General features: G+C 70.2%; 17 protein-coding genes. 9 read left to right on the top strand and 8 right to left on the bottom strand.

The window, feature by feature from the left end; translation table 11 throughout:
- Positions 1-8 precede the first annotated feature (8 nt).
- On the bottom strand, positions 9-845 hold the full coding sequence (locus NQV15_RS16215; protein ID WP_232403938.1) for an SCO6745 family protein: 837 nt from the start codon (positions 843-845) through the stop codon (positions 9-11).
- A 42-nt stretch (positions 846-887) separates the two neighbouring features.
- On the opposite strand from NQV15_RS16215, the gene NQV15_RS16210 reads away from it, so the two are divergent.
- Positions 888-1,925 (top strand): NADP-dependent oxidoreductase, encoded by a 1,038-nt coding sequence (locus NQV15_RS16210; protein WP_232403936.1) that lies wholly within the window; start codon positions 888-890, stop codon positions 1,923-1,925.
- Positions 1,926-1,937: 12 nt separating this feature from the next.
- Here NQV15_RS16210 and NQV15_RS16205 read toward each other — a convergent pair whose 3' ends face one another.
- The 3 genes from NQV15_RS16205 to NQV15_RS16195 form a co-directional block, all read right to left on the bottom strand.
- A complete protein-coding gene (locus NQV15_RS16205; protein WP_232403934.1) occupies positions 1,938-2,441 on the bottom strand; it encodes a universal stress protein in 504 nt (167 codons plus the stop codon).
- Between the two features lie 216 nt (positions 2,442-2,657).
- The gene (locus tag NQV15_RS16200) at positions 2,658-3,293 is read right to left on the bottom strand and encodes a DUF2461 domain-containing protein (RefSeq protein ID WP_257125065.1); all 636 of its coding nucleotides are present in this window, start codon (positions 3,291-3,293) and stop codon (positions 2,658-2,660) included.
- Between the two features lie 303 nt (positions 3,294-3,596).
- Complete coding sequence (locus NQV15_RS16195; protein WP_232403932.1) at positions 3,597-4,556, bottom strand: NADPH:quinone oxidoreductase family protein; 960 nt, start codon at positions 4,554-4,556, stop codon at positions 3,597-3,599.
- 92 nt (positions 4,557-4,648) lie between these two features.
- On the opposite strand from NQV15_RS16195, the gene NQV15_RS16190 reads away from it, so the two are divergent.
- Positions 4,649-7,189: a DEAD/DEAH box helicase gene (locus NQV15_RS16190; protein ID WP_232403929.1), complete on the top strand. Its 2,541-nt coding sequence runs from the start codon at positions 4,649-4,651 to the stop codon at positions 7,187-7,189.
- An 84-nt stretch (positions 7,190-7,273) separates the two neighbouring features.
- Here NQV15_RS16190 and NQV15_RS16185 read toward each other — a convergent pair whose 3' ends face one another.
- Positions 7,274-8,740, bottom strand: a complete 1,467-nt coding sequence (locus tag NQV15_RS16185) for a flavin-containing monooxygenase (protein ID WP_232403928.1) — start codon at positions 8,738-8,740, stop codon at positions 7,274-7,276.
- Between the two features lie 75 nt (positions 8,741-8,815).
- Here NQV15_RS16185 and NQV15_RS16180 point away from each other — a divergent pair, with 75 nt between their 5' ends.
- Complete coding sequence (locus NQV15_RS16180; RefSeq protein ID WP_232403927.1) at positions 8,816-9,418, top strand: TetR/AcrR family transcriptional regulator; 603 nt, start codon at positions 8,816-8,818, stop codon at positions 9,416-9,418.
- Between the two features lie 10 nt (positions 9,419-9,428).
- Here NQV15_RS16180 and NQV15_RS16175 read toward each other — a convergent pair whose 3' ends face one another.
- The 3 genes from NQV15_RS16175 to NQV15_RS16165 form a co-directional block, all read right to left on the bottom strand.
- Positions 9,429-10,583 carry a PQQ-dependent sugar dehydrogenase gene (locus NQV15_RS16175; RefSeq protein ID WP_232403925.1) on the bottom strand — a complete coding sequence of 385 codons (1,155 nt, stop codon included), beginning with the start codon at positions 10,581-10,583 and terminating at the stop codon, positions 9,429-9,431.
- A gap of 37 nt (positions 10,584-10,620) precedes the next feature.
- A complete protein-coding gene (locus NQV15_RS16170; RefSeq protein ID WP_232403923.1) occupies positions 10,621-11,952 on the bottom strand; it encodes an endonuclease/exonuclease/phosphatase family protein in 1,332 nt (443 codons plus the stop codon).
- A gap of 68 nt (positions 11,953-12,020) precedes the next feature.
- Positions 12,021-12,512, bottom strand: coding sequence for an inorganic diphosphatase (locus NQV15_RS16165; protein ID WP_232403921.1), 492 nt, complete (start codon positions 12,510-12,512; stop codon positions 12,021-12,023).
- A gap of 105 nt (positions 12,513-12,617) precedes the next feature.
- Here NQV15_RS16165 and dacB point away from each other — a divergent pair, with 105 nt between their 5' ends.
- From dacB to folE, 6 genes are all read left to right on the top strand, one after another.
- Positions 12,618-13,997: a D-alanyl-D-alanine carboxypeptidase/D-alanyl-D-alanine endopeptidase gene (gene dacB / locus NQV15_RS16160; RefSeq protein WP_232403919.1), complete on the top strand. Its 1,380-nt coding sequence runs from the start codon at positions 12,618-12,620 to the stop codon at positions 13,995-13,997.
- A 52-nt stretch (positions 13,998-14,049) separates the two neighbouring features.
- Complete coding sequence (locus NQV15_RS16155) at positions 14,050-15,096, top strand: zinc-dependent metalloprotease (RefSeq protein ID WP_232403918.1); 1,047 nt, start codon at positions 14,050-14,052, stop codon at positions 15,094-15,096.
- Between the two features lie 13 nt (positions 15,097-15,109).
- Entirely contained in the window at positions 15,110-16,057 is a 948-nt protein-coding gene (tilS, locus tag NQV15_RS16150) for a tRNA lysidine(34) synthetase TilS (RefSeq protein WP_232403916.1), read from the top strand.
- Positions 16,058-16,061: 4 nt separating this feature from the next.
- On the top strand, positions 16,062-16,619 hold the full coding sequence (hpt, locus tag NQV15_RS16145; RefSeq protein ID WP_232403914.1) for a hypoxanthine phosphoribosyltransferase: 558 nt from the start codon (positions 16,062-16,064) through the stop codon (positions 16,617-16,619).
- Positions 16,620-16,756: 137 nt separating this feature from the next.
- Positions 16,757-18,766, top strand: coding sequence for an ATP-dependent zinc metalloprotease FtsH (gene ftsH, locus NQV15_RS16140; RefSeq protein WP_232403912.1), 2,010 nt, complete (start codon positions 16,757-16,759; stop codon positions 18,764-18,766).
- Complete coding sequence (gene folE, locus NQV15_RS16135) at positions 18,763-19,329, top strand: GTP cyclohydrolase I FolE (protein WP_232403910.1); 567 nt, start codon at positions 18,763-18,765, stop codon at positions 19,327-19,329. Before ftsH ends, folE begins: the two co-directional genes overlap by 4 nt.
- The last annotated feature ends 2 nt before the right edge of the window (positions 19,330-19,331 follow it).

Genomic DNA, 19,331 nt, shown 5'->3' with positions numbered 1-19,331 from the left:
GCCGGTGTTCAGGGACGCTGGACGCCGGCCGGGTTGGGGTACGTGATCGCGCCGAGCTCCTCGAGCCGGCGGGCGACCGCCACGACCGATTCCTCCACCGTGATGGCCCGGCCGGTCGCCTCCCGGTCGAAGCCCGCCGCGCAGACGCGGTCGGTCGTGTCCTCGATCTGCGCCCGGGCCGCGCGGCCGGTGTCGGTGACCGCCCCGGCGGCGTCGACCCAGCCGCGGGTGGCGAGGCGCGCGATTGCTTCGGACGCCTCGGCCTCGGTCCAGCCGCGCATGTCCAGCTGGCCCGGCGGCACGAGGCCGGTCACGGCGGCCAGCGCGTTCGCCGCGGCGCCGTCCAGGCCGGCGGCGGTCAGCACCGCGACATGGCAGTCGCCGCGGTACTCGCGGATGATCGTCGCCGCGTGCCACAGCCGGCCGATCTCGTCCGCCGGTGTCGGCAGGTCGGCGTGGGCCGCGGCCAGCGGCTTGCCGGCGAAGTCGAGCCGGGAGGTGATCGTGCCCAGGTCGCGCGCGATCCGCGCGACGTCCGCGCCGTCGAGCGCCGGGGCCAGTGCGTCCCGGGCGACGTCCAGGCGGGCCGCCAGGACCGCATCGCGGTCGGCCAGCTGCCAGGCGTCCGGGATCGCGCGCTGGACGAGTGCCGGGGCGAAGCCGTGGAACAGCGCCGTCACCAGGTGTGCCGACGGGGTCCCGACCGCCGCGGACCTCGATGCCGCGTACCCCATCCAGAAGCCCTTCAGCCCGATCGCGCCGTACCGCTCCTTCGTGCTGGGAGCGAAGTAGACGACATCGTGAATGGCCTCGATCGCCCGCCAGAAGGGCCTGCTCTGCGTCATGTCATCCAGTGTCGTGCACGGATGCCCGTTATCGTCGGCACGGTGACCGATCCGATCCAGAACACCCGCATCCTGCTGGCCTCACGACCCGATGGCGAGCCGACCGCCGACAACTTCAGGATCGAGCACGTGCCGGTGCCCGAACCCGCTGAGGGAGAGGTGCTGCTGCGAACGATCTACCTCTCGCTCGACCCGTACATGCGCGGACGCATGAACGACGCCAAGTCGTACGCCGCGCCCGTCGAGCTCGGGGCGGTCATGGAGGGCGGCACCGTGGCCGAGGTCGTCGAGTCCCGCGACCCGTCCCTCGTGCCGGGTGACATCGTGCTGTCGCACCTGGGCTGGCAGGCGTATGGGGTGCTGCCGGCCGGGCAGGTCCGCAAGCTCGACCCGTCCCGCGCGCCGGTGTCGACCGCGGTCGGAGTCCTCGGGATGCCGGGCTTCACGGCGTACGCAGGGCTGCTGGAGATCGGTCGCCCACAGCCCGGTGAGACCGTCGTCGTGGCCGCAGCGGCCGGGCCCGTGGGCTCTGCCGTCGGACAGATCGCGCGCATCAAGGGCGCGCGGGCCGTCGGCATCGCCGGCGGCGCGCAGAAGGTCGCCTGGCTCGAGGAGCTCGGCTTCGACGTGGCCCTGGACCACCGCTCGCCGACGTTCAAGGACGATCTCAAGGCCGCGGTGCCGGACGGCATCGACGTCTACTTCGAGAACGTCGGCGGTCACGTGTGGGATGCGGTCCTGCCGCGTCTGAACACCTACGCCCGGGTCCCGGTGTGCGGGCTCGTCGCCCACTACAACGACACCGAGCTGCCGCCCGGGCCCGACCGTGCGCCCCGGCTGATGCAGACGATCCTCACCAAGAGCCTGACGGTGCGCGGCTTCATCCAGAACGAGTTCGTCAAGACGCACTACAAGGCGTTCCAGGCCGACGCCGCAGGCTGGATCGCCGACGGCTCGCTGCGCCACAAGGAGGACATCGTCCAGGGCCTCGAGAACGCTCCCGAGGCGTTCTTCGGGATGCTCAAGGGCAAGAACTTCGGCAAGCTGCTCGTCCAGGTCGGCGACGACCCGACGCGCTGAGCCGGCTCCCCGTCACGAAGGGCTCTTGGCGACCGGCTTCTTGGCGGCCGCGGCCGGCTTGGCCTTGCTCTTGGCCTTGATCTTCGTGCCAGGGGGGACGACCAGCACGGGGCATGGCGCGTGGTTGAGCACGCGGTGCGCCACCGAGCCCATCAGGACGGCTTCGGCGCGCGAGCTGCGGGCGGCCAGGACGATGAGACCGGCGTCCTTGGCCTTGGCGGCCTTGACGATCTCCGAGGCCGGGGACCCGCTGCGGATCTGGGTCGTGACCTTGGGGCCCCAGCCGGCGAGGATTGCGGCGACCTCCTTGGTGGCAGCCGTCGCGGACTCCCGAAAGGACATGTCCGCCGGGTCCTGCCGTCCCTTGTCGGCGGTCGCGAACGGCACGGCCGCGAGAGGACTGATGACCGCGAGCACCGCGATCGACGTGATGGTGTCCGGATCGGCGACGGACTTGAGATAACGCGCGGCCTGCAACGACTGCTTCGAGCCGTCGGTCGTGATGATGACGTACATGGGGGGCTCCCTGTGGTCGGTCGCCCCATGGTTGCGCCGACCCGGCCTGGCCGCAAGTGCTGCGATGGCAGGCCGCGGGGCACATGCTGGGAATCTGACCGACATCTGCCGAGGGGCATGGGGAAGCCACCAGCCGAAATTTGGCCGATGAACAACCATTCTTGTCCCTGACGGACGAGGAAACGGTTGATCATCGGCCAAATCTTGGGGCCGGAGTCAGCCCTTGGCGTAGGTGCGGACCCACTCCACGAACGGGGTCGCAGCTCGCCAGTCGGCGCGGATCCGGTCGATGAGCTCGGGGGTGTGGATGACCGGGTCGAAGCCATACGACTTGCCCAGCGTCATCGACTTGTGCCGCAGCAGGTCGATCCGCGGGTGGTCGGCGTCGTAGCCGCGGGGCGCGGTCTTGAGCTTGTCACCGCCGAGCTCCCAGCCGGAGGCGGTCATCTTCTTGATGATCCGCTCGAGCTCGCCGCCGCGGCGGTCCTCGACGATCGCGTCGCGGATGCTGGCCAGCCGGGGCCCGGACGCCTCGTAGTAGCCGACGCCGACCCGGACGCCCGGCGCCCCGATCTGGACGTAGTAGCCGGTCGAGGGGCCCTTCGCGACGAAGGCGCCCTGATGGGTCTTGTACGGGGTCTTGTCCTTGGCGAACCGCACGTCGCGGTACGGCCGGTAGATCTTCGCCTCGCCGAACTCGTCGGCCAGCGCTGCGGTCAGCGCCTTCATGGGCTCGGCCACGGCGGTTCTGTAGACGTCCTTGTGCGCCTCCCAGAACGTCTTGGTGTTGTCCATCTCGATGTCGTCGTAGAAGTCGAGGGCCGCCTCGGGGAATCCGTTGAACTCAGGCACGTACCGACCATACGGTCAGGCGCGCAGGTCGTGGCCACCGAGAGCCTGGGGCGCAGCGGACGTGACGTTGACCGCCGACCAGCTCGCTGCGATCGAGGCCGCGATGCCCGCCGACAAGGTCGCCGGGACGCGCTACGCCGCCGAGCAGATGGCGATGCTCGACAGCGAACGCTGACGCGTGAGTTGTGAACCGCGACGCGTGGGTTGTGAACCGCGACGCGTGGGTTGTGCTGAGCGCAACCCACGCGTCGGCGTGCGTAAGCCACGCGTCGGCGTGCGTAACCCACGCGTCGGCGGTGTGGGTCAGATGGTCAGCAGCACCTTGCCGGTTGCGCGGCGCTCGTCGAGCGTCAGCAGCGCGGCGGACGCCTCGGCGAGCGGGAACGTCGGCCCCACGACCGGACGCAGGGCCCCGCTCTCGAGGTGCGGCGTGAGGGCGTCCCACTCGCCGGCGATGTGCCCTGGGCGGGCCAGGACGTACGCGCCCCAGCCGACGCCGACCACCGAGATGTTGTTCAGCAGCAGGCGGTTGACCTTGACCGTCGGGATCTCGCCGGCGGTGAAGCCGATGACCAGCACGCGGCCGTCATCGGCCAGGCAGCGCAGCGAGTCGGTGAACCGGTCGCCGCCGACCGGGTCGACCACGATGTCGACCTTGCCGCCGGCCACGACGGCGTCCTTGAAGCCGTCGGCGAGCACGAACTCGTCCGCCCCGGCCTCGAGGGCGACCGCGCCCTTCTCGACGGTCGAGGTCACGGCCACGACGCGACCGGCGCCGAATGCCTTCGCGACCTGGATCGCCGCCGTCCCGATGCCGCCGGCCGCCCCCTGCACGAGGACCGACTCGCCGGGCTGCAGCTTGCCGCGCTCGACGAGGGCGAAGTAGGCCGTCCCGTAGTTGAAGATGATCGAGGCGCCCTGCTCGTACGACACGTTGTCGGGCAGCTTGAACGTCTCGGTGGCCGGTGCGACGGCCAGCTCGGCGAAGCCGCCCAGCAGGCACAGGGCCGCGACGCGGTCGCCGGGGACGAGGCCGGAGCCCTCCGGGGCGCTGACCACCTCGCCGGCGATCTCGGCGCCCGGCGTGAACGGCAGCTCGGGCTTCATCTGGTAGAGCCCGCGGCTCTGCAGCACCTCCGGGAACGCGACGCCGGCCGCGTGCACGCGGATCAGCACCTGGCCGTCGCCCGGCACGGGCTCGGGGACGTCGAGGAGCTCGACCGCTGCGGGTCCGTCAAGGGATGTGATCTGGATCGCCTTCATGGCCCGACGATAGCGCATCGGTAAGCGCTTGCTTAGGGAATTCGCGGGTGGCGCGCGTCCACGGCCCGGATGGCCGGAGGACAATGGCGACCATGCGTCTCGTCGATCTGCTGCCCAAGGGTGTCACCACCGATGAGGATGCGGTCTACGAAGCCGTCGCCGAGTGGGTCGAGTCCCGCGGCATCACGATGTATCCCGCCCAGGACGAGGCGATCCTGGAGTGCGTCGCAGGCAACAACGTCATCCTTGCCACCCCCACCGGCTCGGGCAAGAGCCTCGTGGCGACCGGCGCGATGGCGGCAGCGCTCGCGCGCGGGGAGTGCAGTGTCTACACCGCACCGATCAAGGCCCTGGTGAGTGAGAAATTCTTCGACCTGTGCGAGATCTTCGGGGCCGAGAACGTGGGCATGGTCACCGGCGACGCGGCGGTCAACGCCGACGCCCCGATCATCGCCGCGACCGCCGAGATCCTGGCGAACATGGCACTTCGCGAGGGCGCCGAGGCCGACATCGGCCTGGTCGTGATGGACGAGTTCCACTTCTACGCAGATCCGGAGCGAGGCTGGGCGTGGCAGGTCCCGCTCATCGAGCTCCCGAAGGCGCAGTTCCTGCTGATGTCGGCCACGCTCGGCGACACCACGAGGCTCGAGGCGGACCTGACCCGGCGCACCGGTCGCGAGACGACGGTCGTGTCGTCCACCGAGCGCCCCGTACCGCTGGTCAGCGAGTACGTCACGACCCCCGTGCAGGAGACCCTCGAGCAGCTCATCGAGACCGGCCAGACGCCCGTCTACGTCGTCCACTTCACGCAGGTGTCGGCGCTGGAGCGCGCGCAGGCGCTGACCAGCATCAAGGTGGCGACCCGCGAGGAGCGCGACACGATCGCCGACGCGCTGGGGGACTTCCGATTCTCCTCGGCATTCGGCAAGACGCTGTCGCGACTCATCCGGATGGGCGTCGGCGTCCACCACGCCGGCATGCTGCCGCGCTACCGCCGCCTGGTCGAGACGCTGACGCAGCAGGGACTGCTGAAGGTCGTGTGCGGCACCGACACGCTGGGCGTGGGCATCAACGTCCCGATCCGCACCGTGCTGTTCAGCGGACTGTCCAAGTACGACGGCACCCGCCAGCGGCAGCTGCAGGTCCGCGAGTTCCAGCAGATCGCCGGCCGAGCCGGCCGGGCCGGCTACGACACGATCGGGCACGTCGTGGTCGAGGCCCCCGATCACGAGATCGAGAACGCGCGCCTGGTCCGCAAGGCCGGCGACGACCCCAAGAAGCTCAAGCGCATCAACCGCAAGAAGCCCCAGGAGGGATTCGTGTCCTGGGGGCAGGGCACGTTCGAGAAGCTCTCGACCGGCACCCCCGAGCCGCTCCACTCACGCATGAAGGTCAGCCACGCGATGGTGCTGGACGTCATCTCGCGACCCGGCGACGCGCGGGCGGCCCTCGAGCACCTGCTGCGCGAGAGCGGGGAGACCGAGGAGGCGCAGGACCGCATGCTGGCGCAGGTCGACGAGATCATCGAGGCCCTGCTGGCCGGCGGGGTCGTCGAGCGCATCGACCCGCCTGACGAGGAGGGCCGCACGCTGCAGCTGACGATCGATCTGCAGGCCAACTTCGCGCTCAACCAGCCGCTGTCCCCGTTCGCCGTCGCGGCGCTCGAGCTGCTGGACCGGGAGTCGCCGACGTACGCGCTCGACGTCGTGTCGGTCATCGAGGCGACGCTCGACGACCCGCGGCCGATCCTCAACGCCCAGCGCCACCGGGCCCGCGGGGAGGCGATCAACGAGATGAAGATGGACGGCATCGAGTACGACGAGCGGATGGAGCTGCTCGAGGAGATCACCTGGCCCAAGCCGCTCGAGGAGCTGCTGACCGCGGCCTACGAGACCTACCGCGGCGGGCACCCGTGGGTCGCCGACCACGAGCTGCGACCCAAGTCGGTCGTGCGCGAGATGTGGGAGCGCGCGATGACGTTCTCCGAGCTGATCGGCGACTACCAGCTCGCCCGCTCGGAGGGCCTGGTTCTGCGCTACCTGTCGGACGTCTACAAGACGCTGGGGCGCACCGTGCCGGAGAAGGCCCGCAACACCGAGCTGGAGGACCTCACCGAGTGGCTCGGCGAGCTCGTCCGTCAGACCGACTCCTCGCTGCTGGACGAGTGGGAGCAGCTCATCGCCCCGGGCGTCGACCCCCTGGAGGTGCGGCCGCAGGCGATGGCCAGCGAGACGCCGCGCCCCGTCACCGGCAACACCCGGGCCTTCCGGGTGCTGGTGCGCAATGCGATGTTCCGCCGGGTCGAGCTGGCCGCCTTCGGCCGCTGGACCGAGCTCGCCGCGCTCGAGCCGGACTCCGAGTGGGACGCCGAGGCCTGGCAGGCGGCGATGGCCGCATACCGCGAGGAGTACCCGGCCGAGTCGGGATTCGCGACCAACATCGGCACCGGTCCCGGATCACGTGGGCCCGAGCTGTTCATGGTCGAGGAGGGCCCGGAGACGTGGACCGTCCGGCAGACCTTCGACGATCCCGAGGGCGACCGCGACTGGGGCATCAGCGCGACGGTCGACCTGGCCCGCAGCGACGAGATCGGCGAGGCCGCCGTGACCGTGACGGACGTCGGCCCCCGCTGACCCCCCTCCCCGCTGAGTGGGACGTTTCCTGCACCGCTCACGCGGGGACCGCGTGGAGAACGTCGCACTCAGGGGGGAGGTGGGTCAGGCAGCGCGTTCCCAGGCAAAGGCGGCGGGGTCGACCTTGCGGGTCTCCCACCAGTACTGGAAGGTGAACTTCGGCCAGATGGTGCGGTTCTTGCCGTGGCTGTCCAGGTACCAGCTGGTGCAGCCGCCCTGCGTCCAGATGCCCTTCTCGACGAGGCGCTGGATCTCCTCGTTGAACTCGCTCTGGGCCTTCCACGTCGGCTCGGCCGCGGCCGCGCCACGGGCGTCCAGCTCGTCGAGCAGCCGGATGATGAACTTGGTCTGCTGCTCGATCATGAACACCACCGAGTTGTGGCCCAGCGCCGTGTTGGGTCCCAGCATGAACGCCAGGTTCGGGAAGCCGTTGACCATGATGCCCATGTACGTCTCGACGCCGTTCTCGCGGAACTGGGCCGCCAGGTCGACGCCGTCGCGGCCCTTGATGTCGAGGTAGTCGAAGGCGTCGATGACGTGGAAGCCGGTGCCGTAGATGATGACATCGGCCTCGTGCTTGACGCCATTGCCGTCGATGACGCCGTCGCTGACGATCTCGGCGACGCCGTCGGTGCTCAGCTCGACGTTGTCGCGCAGGAACGTCGGGTAGTACGTGTTGGACTGCAGGACCCGCTTGCAGCCCAGCCGGTAGTCCGGCGTCAGCTTGGCCCGCAGCTCGGGATCGGGGATCTTCTTCTCCAGCTGTCGCGTGACGATCTTCTCGGCGAACGGCAGGACGTTCAGGTGGCCGTTGAACGCGATCGCCCGCGCCTCCAGGCCCCAGTAGAGGGCATCGCGGTAGATCCGCTGCGCCGCGGGGACCTTCGCGAACAGCTTCTTGCGCCACTCGGGCATCGGCTTGTCGTTCTTGGGCAGCACCCACGGGGGAGTGCGCTGGAAGACCGTCAGCTGGCCGACCTCCTGCGCGATGATCGGGATGAACTGGATCGCGCTGGCGCCGGTGCCGATCACGACGACCTTCTTGCCCGCCAGGTCGATCGAGTGGTCCCAGGTCGCGGAGTGGAAGCGTGGCCCCTCGAACGTCTCGGCCCCGGTGATCTCGGGGATGTTGGGGATGTGCAGCCCGCCGACCCCGGCGACCACGAAGCGGGCCTCGTAGTCCTCGCCGCCGGCGGTGCGGACCGTCCAGCGCTGGCGGCTCTCGTCCCACGACGCCCCCGTGACCTCGACACCGAAGTCGATGTACGGCCGGATGCCCTGCTCGTCGGCGACGTTGCGCATGTACGACCAGATCTCCTCCTGCCCGGAGAAGCTCTTGCTCCAGTCGGCGTTGAGCTCGTAGGAGAAGGAGTACATGTGGCTGGGGATGTCGCACTCGCACCCGGGATAGGTGTTGTCGCGCCAGGTTCCGCCGACGTCCTGCGCCTTCTCGAGGATCACGAAGTCCTCGCGGCCGGATGCGCGTAGCTTCATGGCCATGCCCATGCCGGAGAACCCGGTGCCGATGATGACGATGTCCTTGGAGATCACATTTCAGATACTAGCGGTATCTGAGTATGATGCAAGAGGCATCCGGAACACGGATCCGCCGGACGAGGAGCAGGTGTGTCGAGCAACATCAAGGTCAGCCGGGCGCAGCGCCAGGCGCAGACGCGGGAGGCGCTGATCGCCGTGGCCCGGGAGATGTTCCTGGCCGACGGCTACAACGCGACCTCGCTGGACAAGGTCGCGCTGCGGGCCGGCTTCTCCAAGGGTGCGGTGTACTCCAACTTCGCCGGCAAGGAAGAGCTCTGCATGGCGGTGCTCGACAGCATCCACGAGGAGCAGATCATCGGCGTGGTCCGTGCGTTCACGCAGGACACCGATCTGGACGGACGCATCGAGGCATTCTCTGCCTGGGCTCGCGAAGGGCTCGGACAGCCGCGTTGGACGGCTCTCGAGGTCGAGTTCGGCGCCATCGCCCGGCAGAGCACCTATGTGGCCACCGAGCTGGTCAAGCGGCACCGCGCGATCCGCGTCGCGATCGCCGACCTGGTCCGGCAGGTCACCGCCGAGGCCGGCATCGAGGGAGTCGACGCCGACCAGGCGGCCACGGCGCTGCTCAGCCTGGGCATCGGCCTGGGCACGCTGCGCTCGCTCGACCAGACGATCGACGTCGGCGTCTTCGCCGACACGATGCGCGCGCTGCTCAGCGGGACGCAGGCCTGAGACGCCCGGCTCAGCCGCCGGCCGTCACCCGCAGGATCTTGTCGTTCGTCCCGTTCGACGTCGTCACGTACAGCGCACCGTCCGGCCCGGCGACGGCCCCGCGCAGGCGGCCGTACCTGCCGTCGAGCGCGGCCGGCTTCCACGTCCCCCGCAGGCTGCCGCCCTTGCTGAACCGCAGCAGCCGCAGCGAGGTGTCCTTCAACGCCGAGACGGCCAGAGCGCCTCTCCAGTCGCCCCACGAGCGGCCGGTCACGAATGCGCCCGCGCTCGCCGCCACCGTGCTGCTCCCGGACCGCCACCGCGCCCCCCGTTGAGCGCCCGGCAGGCGGTGGTCGGTCATGGGTGAGCCGGCGCCCTCGTTGTAGGCGGGGTCCGTGGCCTTCCGGGGCACCGGGTTCCAGCCGTAGTTGGCCTTCTTGGCCAGCCGGTTGACCTCGTCGTCGCGATAGCTGCCCTGCTCGACCGACCACATCGTGCCGTCGCTGCGCCGCGCCAGACCCTGCACGTTGCGGTGCCCGTAGGTGAACACGCGTTGCTTCATGCGGTTGCTGCTGCGGATGAACGGATTGGACGCCACGGGGCGTCCGGTCGTCGCGTCGACCCGCAGCACCTTGCCGCCGCCGGAGGTCAGGCGCTGCGGATTGCGCCCCGTGGCCGCATCGCCGGTGCCGATGTACAGCTGGTTGCGCGGACCCTTCGCCAGGGCGCAGCCGCCGTGGCGGCCGCTGGTCGAGGGCAGCCCGGACACCAGTGTGCGGACGTACGACGCCGAGGTGCCGGCCGAGCTGAGCCGCCACCGCACGACCCGGACGTCCTGCACGCCGCCCCGGCGATAGCCGTGGCACGTGATGATCCCGCGGCTCCGGGCGAAGTCGGCGGCGACCTCGACCGACATCAGGCCGGTCTCCCCGGCGGCCCACATGTGTCGCGGCGCGGTGAGCACCGTGCGGCGCGGGCCACCGGGTGTCGCCAGGCTCAGCCGCCGCGAGTCCCGCTCGGTCACCAGCATCCTCCCGTCGGGCAGGAAGGCCAGGTCCCACGGATGGCTGAGCCCGTCCTGGACGACCGAGACCCGCAGGTCGGGGCGGTCCGCGACGGCCGGCGTCGCGACGAGCACGGGGACGGTGAGGACGAGCGCGGGGATGACCCGCCAGGAGCGCATCATCACTCCAGTGTGCGCGATGTCACAGCGTCTGCTCCGCTCAGGGCAGCAGGATCGTGGTCCGCACCGCGTTGTGGTCCGATGCCTGGACGCCGACGTAGCGCCGCTTCTTGGTCTTGGCGACGACCCGCCACGAGGTCGATCCCATCGACGGGCGGATGAAGATGCGGTCGATGTGACCGCCCCAGTGCTTCATCGTGGAGACCTTGGGGCGCCAGCCGTTGAAGCTGCTGACATAGGGCCGGGTGTAGGTGTCCGAGGCGTCGAAGGTGTCGATCCAGCCCGCCCTGGCCATCTCCTTGCGGGGGGCATCGCCCGCCGGGCCACCGCGATAGGAGTTGAAGTCGCCCATGAAGATGATGGGGAGCGGCCCGGCGATCCGCTCGGCATTGCGGATCAGCTGCTTGGTCTCCCGTCCGCGCAGCCGCCCGTCCTTCGCGGTCCGACCGTGGGACAGGTGCGCCGAGACGAACACGTACGTCTGGCCCGTGCGCTTGAGCCGCAACGCCGCCCACGCCGCGGACGCGCCGGTCGGCGATCCGATGCGCCCTTCGTGCTCGACCGGCGCGTTCCGCTCGCGGCAGACCGGCTCCTCGGTGGTCCAGCTGCTGGTGCGGAACGCGTACCAGCGCTGGGACGCCGCGTCGTAGTGCCGCGGGAAACGCCACGCGGCGGTGTCCTCGGCGCCCGCGTAGGGCTCGACCTCACACACCTGCTCCGGCTCGGTCGTGACGGCCATGTCCGCCACGGCGGTCCGGTAGTAGATGGCCTCGTCGACCTTGCGGGTGGGCGCCGCGTACCGGGTGTACCCGTGCTTGGCCAGCCGGGACGCCAGCTTGTCCGCCTTGCGGGTGATCTCCTGGATCGCGACGACGTCCGCCCGGGCGTCGACGATGCGCTGCACGATGGCGTTCTCGCGCTTCTTGGTCCACCTCTTGCAGTTGTCCGCGGCGGCGCAGACGTTGAAGGTCGCCACCGAGACGCGGTGGCCGCCCGGCTTGATGGTCCGGCGCAGGGTGTGCGCGCAGACCGGCTCCGAGCGCTTGCCGCTCGTGCCGCCGCGGACGGCCTTGACCGTGAAGCAGTAGCGCCGCTTCGAGGACAGGTTCTTGATCTTGAGCCTGGTCTTCTTGCCGTGGGACCAGTGGGACCGCTTCGTGGTCCGGCTCGCCTTCTTGGGAGTTGCCGCCACGTGGACGGTGTACCGGCGGGCGCCGCGCACCTGGGGCCACTCGACAGTGAGCGTGTGCGGCGAGGCGGCCGTCACGTACGGGGCCGCCACCCTGGCCGGGCGCGCCGAGGCAGGAGCAGCCAGGCCCACGGTCAACAGCAGTGATCCGAGGGCCGCGATCAGGAGCTTGCGCAGCGGCACCGAGACAGGCTAGATCGGGCGCGGCTCAACGCTGGACGTCGAGCCGCGTGTCCGAGCTGTGATGTACCTCAGTACCCGCCGTTGGCCTTGAAGCGGTCGTAGCTGGCCTGGATCTCGGCCTCGGCCTCGACCCGGCCCGTCCAGGTGGAGCCCTCGACGGACTTGCCCGGCTCGAGGTCCTTGTAGACGGTGAAGAAGTGCTCGATCTCGAGACGATCGAACTCCGGCACGTGGTGGATGTCGCGCAGGTGCTCCTGGCGCGGGTCCTTGGCCGGGACGCACAGGACCTTGTCGTCTCCGCCGGCCTCGTCGGTCATGCGGAACATGCCGATCGTGCGGCACGAGATGACGCAGCCGGGGAACGTCGGCTCGGACAGCAGCACGAGCGCGTCCAGCGGGTCGCTGTCCATCCCGAGGGTGTCGTCGATGAAACCGTAGTCCGCCGGGTACTGCGTAGCGGTGAACAGCGTGCGGTCAAGACGGATGCGGTGCGACGAGTGGTCGACCTCGTACTTGTTGCGGCTGCCCTTGGGGATTTCCACGGTGACGTCGAAAATCACTGTTGCCTCCGGCGGTTGAAATGTGGGGAGCGCGATGCCTGGCGGCGCCGCGTCGAGGGTCTCTATAGTCTGGCGCATGTGGCAGGTCATGGCGGAAGCAGGGTCGTGGGCCGTGTCACGGCGCTGCTGATCCCGCTGGTCGTGGCAGGACTGGTCGTGGCCCTCGGAGTGACCCTGTGGGGCCGGGGAGACCTCAACCGGTTCATCTGCGACGGCGACTGCGGCTCGTCGGCGGTCGTGGATCCCGAGGGCCTGAAGATCCTCGCGGCACCGCCCGTCCCGACGCCGGACGCCGCGAGCCCCGGACCGATCGACCCGGCCAAGGTGGCGGCGGTCGTGCGCGGCGAGCTCGGCGAGTCGGTGCTCGGACCGCGGGTCGGTCTCGCGGTCACCGGGCCGACCGCCGCCGATGTCGCGACCGAGGCCGACCGCCCCTACGTGCCGGCCTCGACGACCAAGCTGCTGACCGGGTTCGCGGCCCTCGCCACGATCGACCCGGACACCCGTTTCGCGACCTCGGTCGTGCGATCCGGTGACGGCATCGTGCTGGTCGGCGGCGGCGATCCGTACCTGGCGACCAAGCCGCCGCGCAAGGGCGCCGACCGGGTCTACCGGGCCGACCTGACGACCCTGGCCAAGCGCACCGCTGCGGCGCTGAAGAAGACCGGTACGACGACCGTCACGCTGGGCTACGACGCCTCCTTGTTCACCGGCCCGGACGCGAGCCCCGGCTGGGAGCCGTCCTACGTGACAGCCAACATCGTCACCCCCGTCTCCGCGCTGTGGGCCGACCAGGGGGTCACCCGCGGGATCCGTGACCGGGAGCCGGCCGCAGGCGCCGCACGGACCTTCGCCGAGCTCCTGTCGAAGCAGGGCATCGACGTCAGCGGCACCCCGAAGGCCGCAGTCGCCGGCGCGGGCAGCGAGCTCGTCGCCCGGGTGCGCAGCGCGACGCTCGCCCAGATCGTCGAGACGTTCGTGCGGGTCAGCGACAACGAGGCGGCCGAGGTCGTGCTGCGACTGGTCGCTGTCGCTGCCGGGCAGCCCGCCGACTTCGAGGGCGGGGCGGCCGCGGTGCGGGCGTCCCTGGAGTCCGCCGGCATCAGCACCACGGGCCTGGTGCTGCAGGACGGCAGTGGGCTGTCGCGCCGCAACCGCATCACGCCGGTGATGCTCGTCGAGGTGCTGCGCCAGGCGCTGGCGGCTCCCCGCACGTCCGAGCTGGTGGCCGACCTGCCGGTCAGCGGGTTCACCGGCACGCTGGTCGACCGGTTCGCCCAGCTGACCGCGGCGCGGGGGACGGTGCGCGCCAAGACCGGCACGCTGTCGGGCGTCCACTCGCTGGCCGGCTACGGGACCGATGCCGACGGCCGTCCGGTCCTGTTCGCGTTGATGGCCGACCGGTCGGACAAGGACCAGCCATTGCAGGCGCAGGCCGCCCTCGACCGGGCCGCGGCCGCCATCGCCGGCTGCTCCTGCGGCTAGCCAGAGCGATCTTTCGGCGTTCGGCCTACCGCTCGGCGCGTACCGTTGCCACATGATCGACTGGAACCTGGCCCTCACGACGGCGACCAAGCTGTCCCGCCCCGGACCCGAGATGTCGCCGGACGAGGCCGCCGAGACGGTCGCCGAGCTGCGTGAGGGAGCCGCCCGCTCCGAGGGCCCCGTGCGCGAGTTCAGCGACCTGCACGCCACGTCGGCCACCGCGCCGGTGCTCGTGATCGACCGTCCGCGCTGGATCGAGGCCAATCTGGAGACCTTCCGGACCCTGATGGACCCGGTGGTGGCGAAGCTCGCGGCCTCCGAGAAACGGCCGGGTGTGTTCGGCCGCGCGATCGGCGAGAAGGTCACCGGCGCCGAGGTCGGCGCGCTGATGTCGTTCATGTCGTCCAAGGTGCTCGGCCAGTTCGACCCGTTCTGGGACGGACCGGCCGGTGAGGGTGGACGGCTGCTCCTGGTGGCGCCCAACATCGTGGAGGTGGAGCGCCAGCTCGGCGTCGACCCGCACGACTTCCGGCTCTGGGTCTGCCTGCACGAGGAGACCCACCGGGTGCAGTTCACCGCGGTCGACTGGATGCGCGGGCACATGAAGTCGCTGATCGACGAGTTCATCGAGGCGACCGATCTGGACTCCTCGGCGCTGTCGTCCATGCTCTCCGACGGGGTCGGCGAGATCGTGCGCATCGTCAAGGGCGAGTCGGACGCCGCGCTGTCCGATGTGTTCCAGAACGAGCGGCAGCGCGAGATCGTCGACCGGCTGACCGGCATCATGTCGCTGCTGGAGGGCCACGCCGACGTCGTGATGGACGGTGTCGGCCCCGAGGTCATTCCCAGCGTCGAGGAGATCCGCCGCAAGTTCACGGAGCGGCGCAAGGGCGCCAGCCCCATGGATCGCATGCTGCGCCGCCTGCTCGGGATCGATGCCAAGATGCGTCAGTACCGCGACGGGGCGGTCTTCGTCCGCGAGGTCAATCAGATGGTCGGCCTGGACGGGTTCAACCAGGTCTGGGCCGAGCCGGCCAACCTGCCCGGTCGCGCCGAGATCCTCGACCCCGCGTCGTGGGTCAAGCGCGTCCACGGCTGAGCCGGGGCCGGGCATGGGCGGTGCACTGGATCCCGTCGTCGCGACCGGGCGCAATCTCGTCCGGCACGCCCTGGACGACCTGGGGCCCGCGGCACGCATCGTGATCGGCGTCTCCGGTGGCGCCGACTCCCTGGCGCTGGCCGCGGTCACGGCCTTCGTCGCCGACCGCGCCGCGCTGGACGTCGAGGCCGTCGTGGTCGACCACCAGCTGCAGCCCGGGTCCGCCGAGGTCGCCGAGGTCGCCGTCAAGCAGCTCGCCGGGATCGGCCTCCCGGCCCGGGTGGTGCGCGTCGAGGTGGGTGCCGATGGCGGCCCCGAGGGCGCCGCCCGCACCGCCCGCCTCGGGGCGCTCGGGGCCACCGGCGCCGATGCGGTGCTCCTGGCCCACACCCTGGACGACCAGGCCGAGACGGTGCTGCTGGGCCTGGGCCGCGGGTCCGGCCCGCGGTCCATCGCCGGCATGTCCGCCCACGACGGACTGTGGCGGCGTCCGTTCCTGCGGCTGCGCCGAGCCGACACCGAGCACATCTGCCGGGTGCACGGCCTGACCTGGTGGACCGATCCGCACAACAGCGATCCGGCCTTCCGTCGCTCCCGCCTGCGGGCGGAGGTCATGCCGCTGCTGGAGGACGTCCTCGGCGGAGGCGTGGCCGAGGCGCTGGCCCGCACGGCCGAGCAGGTCCGGCACGACGGCCTGGTGCTGGACGCGCTGGCCGCCGAGGTCGCCGCACCGCACGACGTCGACACGCTGGCCGCGCTCCCGGTGGCGGTGCGGTCCAGGGTGCTGCGCCTGGCCGCCCTGGCGGCGGGCGCCGAGGCGCTGACCGCCACCCATGTGTCCGAGCTCGACCGGCTCGTCACGGACTGGCGCGGCCAGCGCCGCGTCGAGCTCCCGGGAGGGGTCAGCGCGACCCGGACGGGGGCTTCCCTGTCGTTCGCAGACACCCCTGTGAAAAGGTGACCTTGTGGACCAGACGCATGTCGAAGGCGACCTCGATCTCGATCAGACCCTCTACACCGAGGAGCAGATCAGACAGCGCCTCAATGAGATGGCCGAGCAGATCCAGACGGACTACGAGGGCAAGGACCTGCTGCTCGTCGGCGTCCTGAAGGGCGCGGTCATGGTCATGGCCGATCTGGCCCGCAGCCTGAACCGCCACGTCGAGATGGACTGGATGGCGGTGTCGTCGTACGGCTCGGGCACCCAGTCGTCCGGTGTCGTGCGGATCCTGAAGGATCTGGACACCGACCTCAACGGCCGCCACGTCCTGATCGTCGAGGACATCATCGACACCGGCCTGACGCTGTCGTGGCTCATCACCAACCTGCGCTCACGCGGACCCGCCTCGGTGGAGATCGCCACCCTGCTGCGCAAGCCCGAGGCGCAGCGCATGGACGTCGAGGTCAAGTACGTCGGCTTCGACATCCCCAACGCCTTCGTCGTCGGGTACGGCCTGGACTACAACGAGCGCTACCGCAACCTGCGCTGCATCGGGACCCTCTCACCGCACGTCTACTCCTAGGCCCCTGTTCGCTCCGGGCGTACGGGGCCGGGGAACGTTGGTGGGGTCTGCGCGCGTTGAACTGGTGAGCAGCGCTCCGTGTACCGTTCGACTACCGACCAGCACCCGAGGAGGAGTGGACCCGCTCCACGCCGCACATGAACTTCAAACGCCTTCTCAAGGGCCCTTGGCTCTGGATCGTGTTGATCACGATCCTCGTGATCTCGATCGTCTCGGTGTCGTCCTCCGCCGATGGGTACAAGCAGGTCAAGACCGCCACGATGGTCACCTACCTGGACTCGGGCAAGGTCAAGGACGTCAAGTTCGTCGACGGCGACCAGCAGATCCAGGCGACGCTCAACGACGGCACCAAGGTCAAGACCAAGTACCTCGGTGACCAGGGCGCACGGCTCGTGGAGCAGGCCGAGAAGGCCGTCGCGGACAAGAAGCTCAAGAGCTTCGACGTCGAGGTCCCCAAGACCAACGCATTCGTCTCCCTGCTGATCGGCATCCTCCCGTTCATCCTGATCTTCGGCCTCATCTTCTTCCTGATGAACAACGCCGCCGGCGGTGGCGGCCGCGTCATGCAGTTCGCCAAGTCCAAGGCCAAGCTGATGAGCAAGGACACCCCCAAGACGACGTTCGCGGACGTCGCAGGGTGCGACGAGGCCATCGAGGAGCTCGGCGAGATCAAGGAGTTCCTCCAGGAGCCCGCCAAGTTCCAGGCCGTCGGCGCCAAGATCCCCAAGGGCGTCCTGCTGTACGGCCCTCCCGGCACCGGCAAGACGCTGCTCGCGCGGGCCGTCGCGGGCGAGGCGGGCGTCCCGTTCTACTCGATCTCGGGCTCGGACTTCGTCGAGATGTTCGTCGGCGTCGGCGCCAGCCGCGTGCGTGACCTGTTCGAGCAGGCCAAGGAGAACGCCCCCGCGATCGTCTTCATCGACGAGATCGACGCGGTCGGACGCCACCGCGGCACCGGCATGGGCGGCGGTCACGACGAGCGCGAGCAGACCCTCAACCAGCTGCTGGTCGAGATGGACGGCTTCGACGTGCGCGGCGGCGTCATCCTGATCGCCGCGACCAACCGTCCCGACGTGCTCGATCCCGCGCTGCTGCGTCCAGGTCGTTTCGACCGCCAGATCGGCGTCGAGGCCCCCGACCTGGCCGGACGCACCCAGATCCTGAAGGTCCACTCGCGCGGCAAGCCGATCGCCCCGGGTGTCGACCTGGAGGCCATCGCCCGCCGCACCCCGGGCTTCTCCGGTGCCGATCTGGCCAACGTCCTGAACGAGGCCGCGCTGCTGACCGCCCGCGACGGCGCCAAGACGATCGACAACGAGGCGCTCGACGAGGCGATCGACCGGGTCATCTCCGGCCCGCAGAAGCGCAGCCGGTTGATGAACGAGAACGAGCGACGCATCACCGCGTACCACGAGGGTGGCCACGCCCTGGTCGCCGCGGCGCTGCCGCAGAGCGATCCGGTGCACAAGATCACGATCCTGCCGCGCGGCCGGGCGCTGGGCTACACGATGGTCCTGCCCGATGAGGACAAGTACTCCCAGACGCGGGCCGAGCTGCTCGACAAGCTCGCCTACATGCTGGGTGGCCGCGCCGCCGAGGAGCTGGTCTTCCACGACCCGACGACCGGCGCCGGCAACGACATCGAGAAGGCCACCAACCTGGCCCGCGCGATGGTCACCCAGTACGGCATGACCGAGCGTCTCGGCGCCGTCCGGCTGGGCGAGAACGAGGGCCAGCCGTTCCTGGGCCGCGACATCGGGCACGCGCGCAACTACTCCGAGGCCGTCGCGGCGGTCGTGGACGAGGAGATCAACAAGCTGATCACCTTCGCCCACCAGGAGGCCTTCGACATCCTGCACGAGAACCGCGACGTGCTCGACACGCTGGTGACCGAGCTGCTCGAGAAGGAGACGCTCGACAAGGCCCAGGTGGCACGGATCTTCGAGCCGCTGCGCCGTCGCGACGTCCGCCCGGCGTGGACCGGATCGCCCTCCCGGGTCCCGGACACGCGTCCTCCCGTCGAGGTCGTCCCGGGCAAGTCGTACAGCACCAACGGCAACACGCCGATCACCGTTGGCCCGGACGCCGGTGTCGACGCCCCGCCGCCGGCCGGCCCGGCACCCACCGAAGGCCCCGACCTGACATGACGGTCGATCTGCCACGCGCCGAGGCGGCGATCCGCGAGCTCTTGCTCGCGGTCGGGGAGGACCCCGACCGCGAGGGCCTGCGCGACACCCCCAAGCGGGTCGCCAGGTCGTACGTGGAGCTGCTGGCCGGCCTCGACCAGGACCCGGACGATGTGCTGACGGCGAACTTCGAGGTCGGTCACGACGAGCTCGTGCTGGTCAAGGACATCGAGATGTGGTCGATGTGCGAGCACCACCTCGTGCCGTTCTTCGGCCGGGCCCACGTCGGCTACATCCCGGCCGAGGCCGGCAACGTGACCGGACTGTCCAAGCTGGCCCGGCTGGTCGACGTGTACGCGCGTCGTCCGCAGGTGCAGGAGCGGCTCACGACCCAGATCGCCGAGGCGCTGGTCGACCGGCTCAAGCCGCAGGGCGTCATCGTGGTGATCGAGGCCGAGCACCTGTGCATGGCGATGCGTGGTGTCCGCAAGGGCGGCGCGAAGACCGTCACGAGCGCTGTCCGCGGACAGCTGCGCGATCCCGCGACCCGGGCCGAGGCCATGGGCCTCATCACGGCCCGGTAGCA

It is taken from the genome of Aeromicrobium wangtongii (assembly GCF_024584515.1).
In the GTDB taxonomy this organism is placed as follows: Bacteria; Actinomycetota; Actinomycetes; order Propionibacteriales; family Nocardioidaceae; genus Aeromicrobium; species Aeromicrobium wangtongii.
The sequence above is the reverse complement of the archived record's forward strand: the minus strand, read 5'-3'. Positions and strand labels throughout refer to the sequence as shown.

Bases quoted from the DNA above. Each gene is read 5' to 3' on its own strand.
- folE (WP_232403910.1), top strand. From the start codon at position 18,763: ATGACGGTCGATCTGCCACGCGCCGAGGCGGCGATCCGCGAGCTCTTG.
- tilS (WP_232403916.1), top strand. From the start codon at position 15,110: ATGGGCGGTGCACTGGATCCCGTCGTCGCGACCGGGCGCAATCTCGTC.
- NQV15_RS16175 (WP_232403925.1), bottom strand. From the start codon at position 10,583: ATGATGCGCTCCTGGCGGGTCATCCCCGCGCTCGTCCTCACCGTCCCC.
- NQV15_RS16155 (WP_232403918.1), top strand. From the start codon at position 14,050: ATGATCGACTGGAACCTGGCCCTCACGACGGCGACCAAGCTGTCCCGC.
- NQV15_RS16190 (WP_232403929.1), top strand. From the start codon at position 4,649: ATGCGTCTCGTCGATCTGCTGCCCAAGGGTGTCACCACCGATGAGGAT.
- NQV15_RS16215 (WP_232403938.1), bottom strand. From the start codon at position 845: ATGACGCAGAGCAGGCCCTTCTGGCGGGCGATCGAGGCCATTCACGAT.
- NQV15_RS16195 (WP_232403932.1), bottom strand. From the start codon at position 4,556: ATGAAGGCGATCCAGATCACATCCCTTGACGGACCCGCAGCGGTCGAG.
- ftsH (WP_232403912.1), top strand. From the start codon at position 16,757: ATGAACTTCAAACGCCTTCTCAAGGGCCCTTGGCTCTGGATCGTGTTG.
- NQV15_RS16205 (WP_232403934.1), bottom strand. From the start codon at position 2,441: ATGTACGTCATCATCACGACCGACGGCTCGAAGCAGTCGTTGCAGGCC.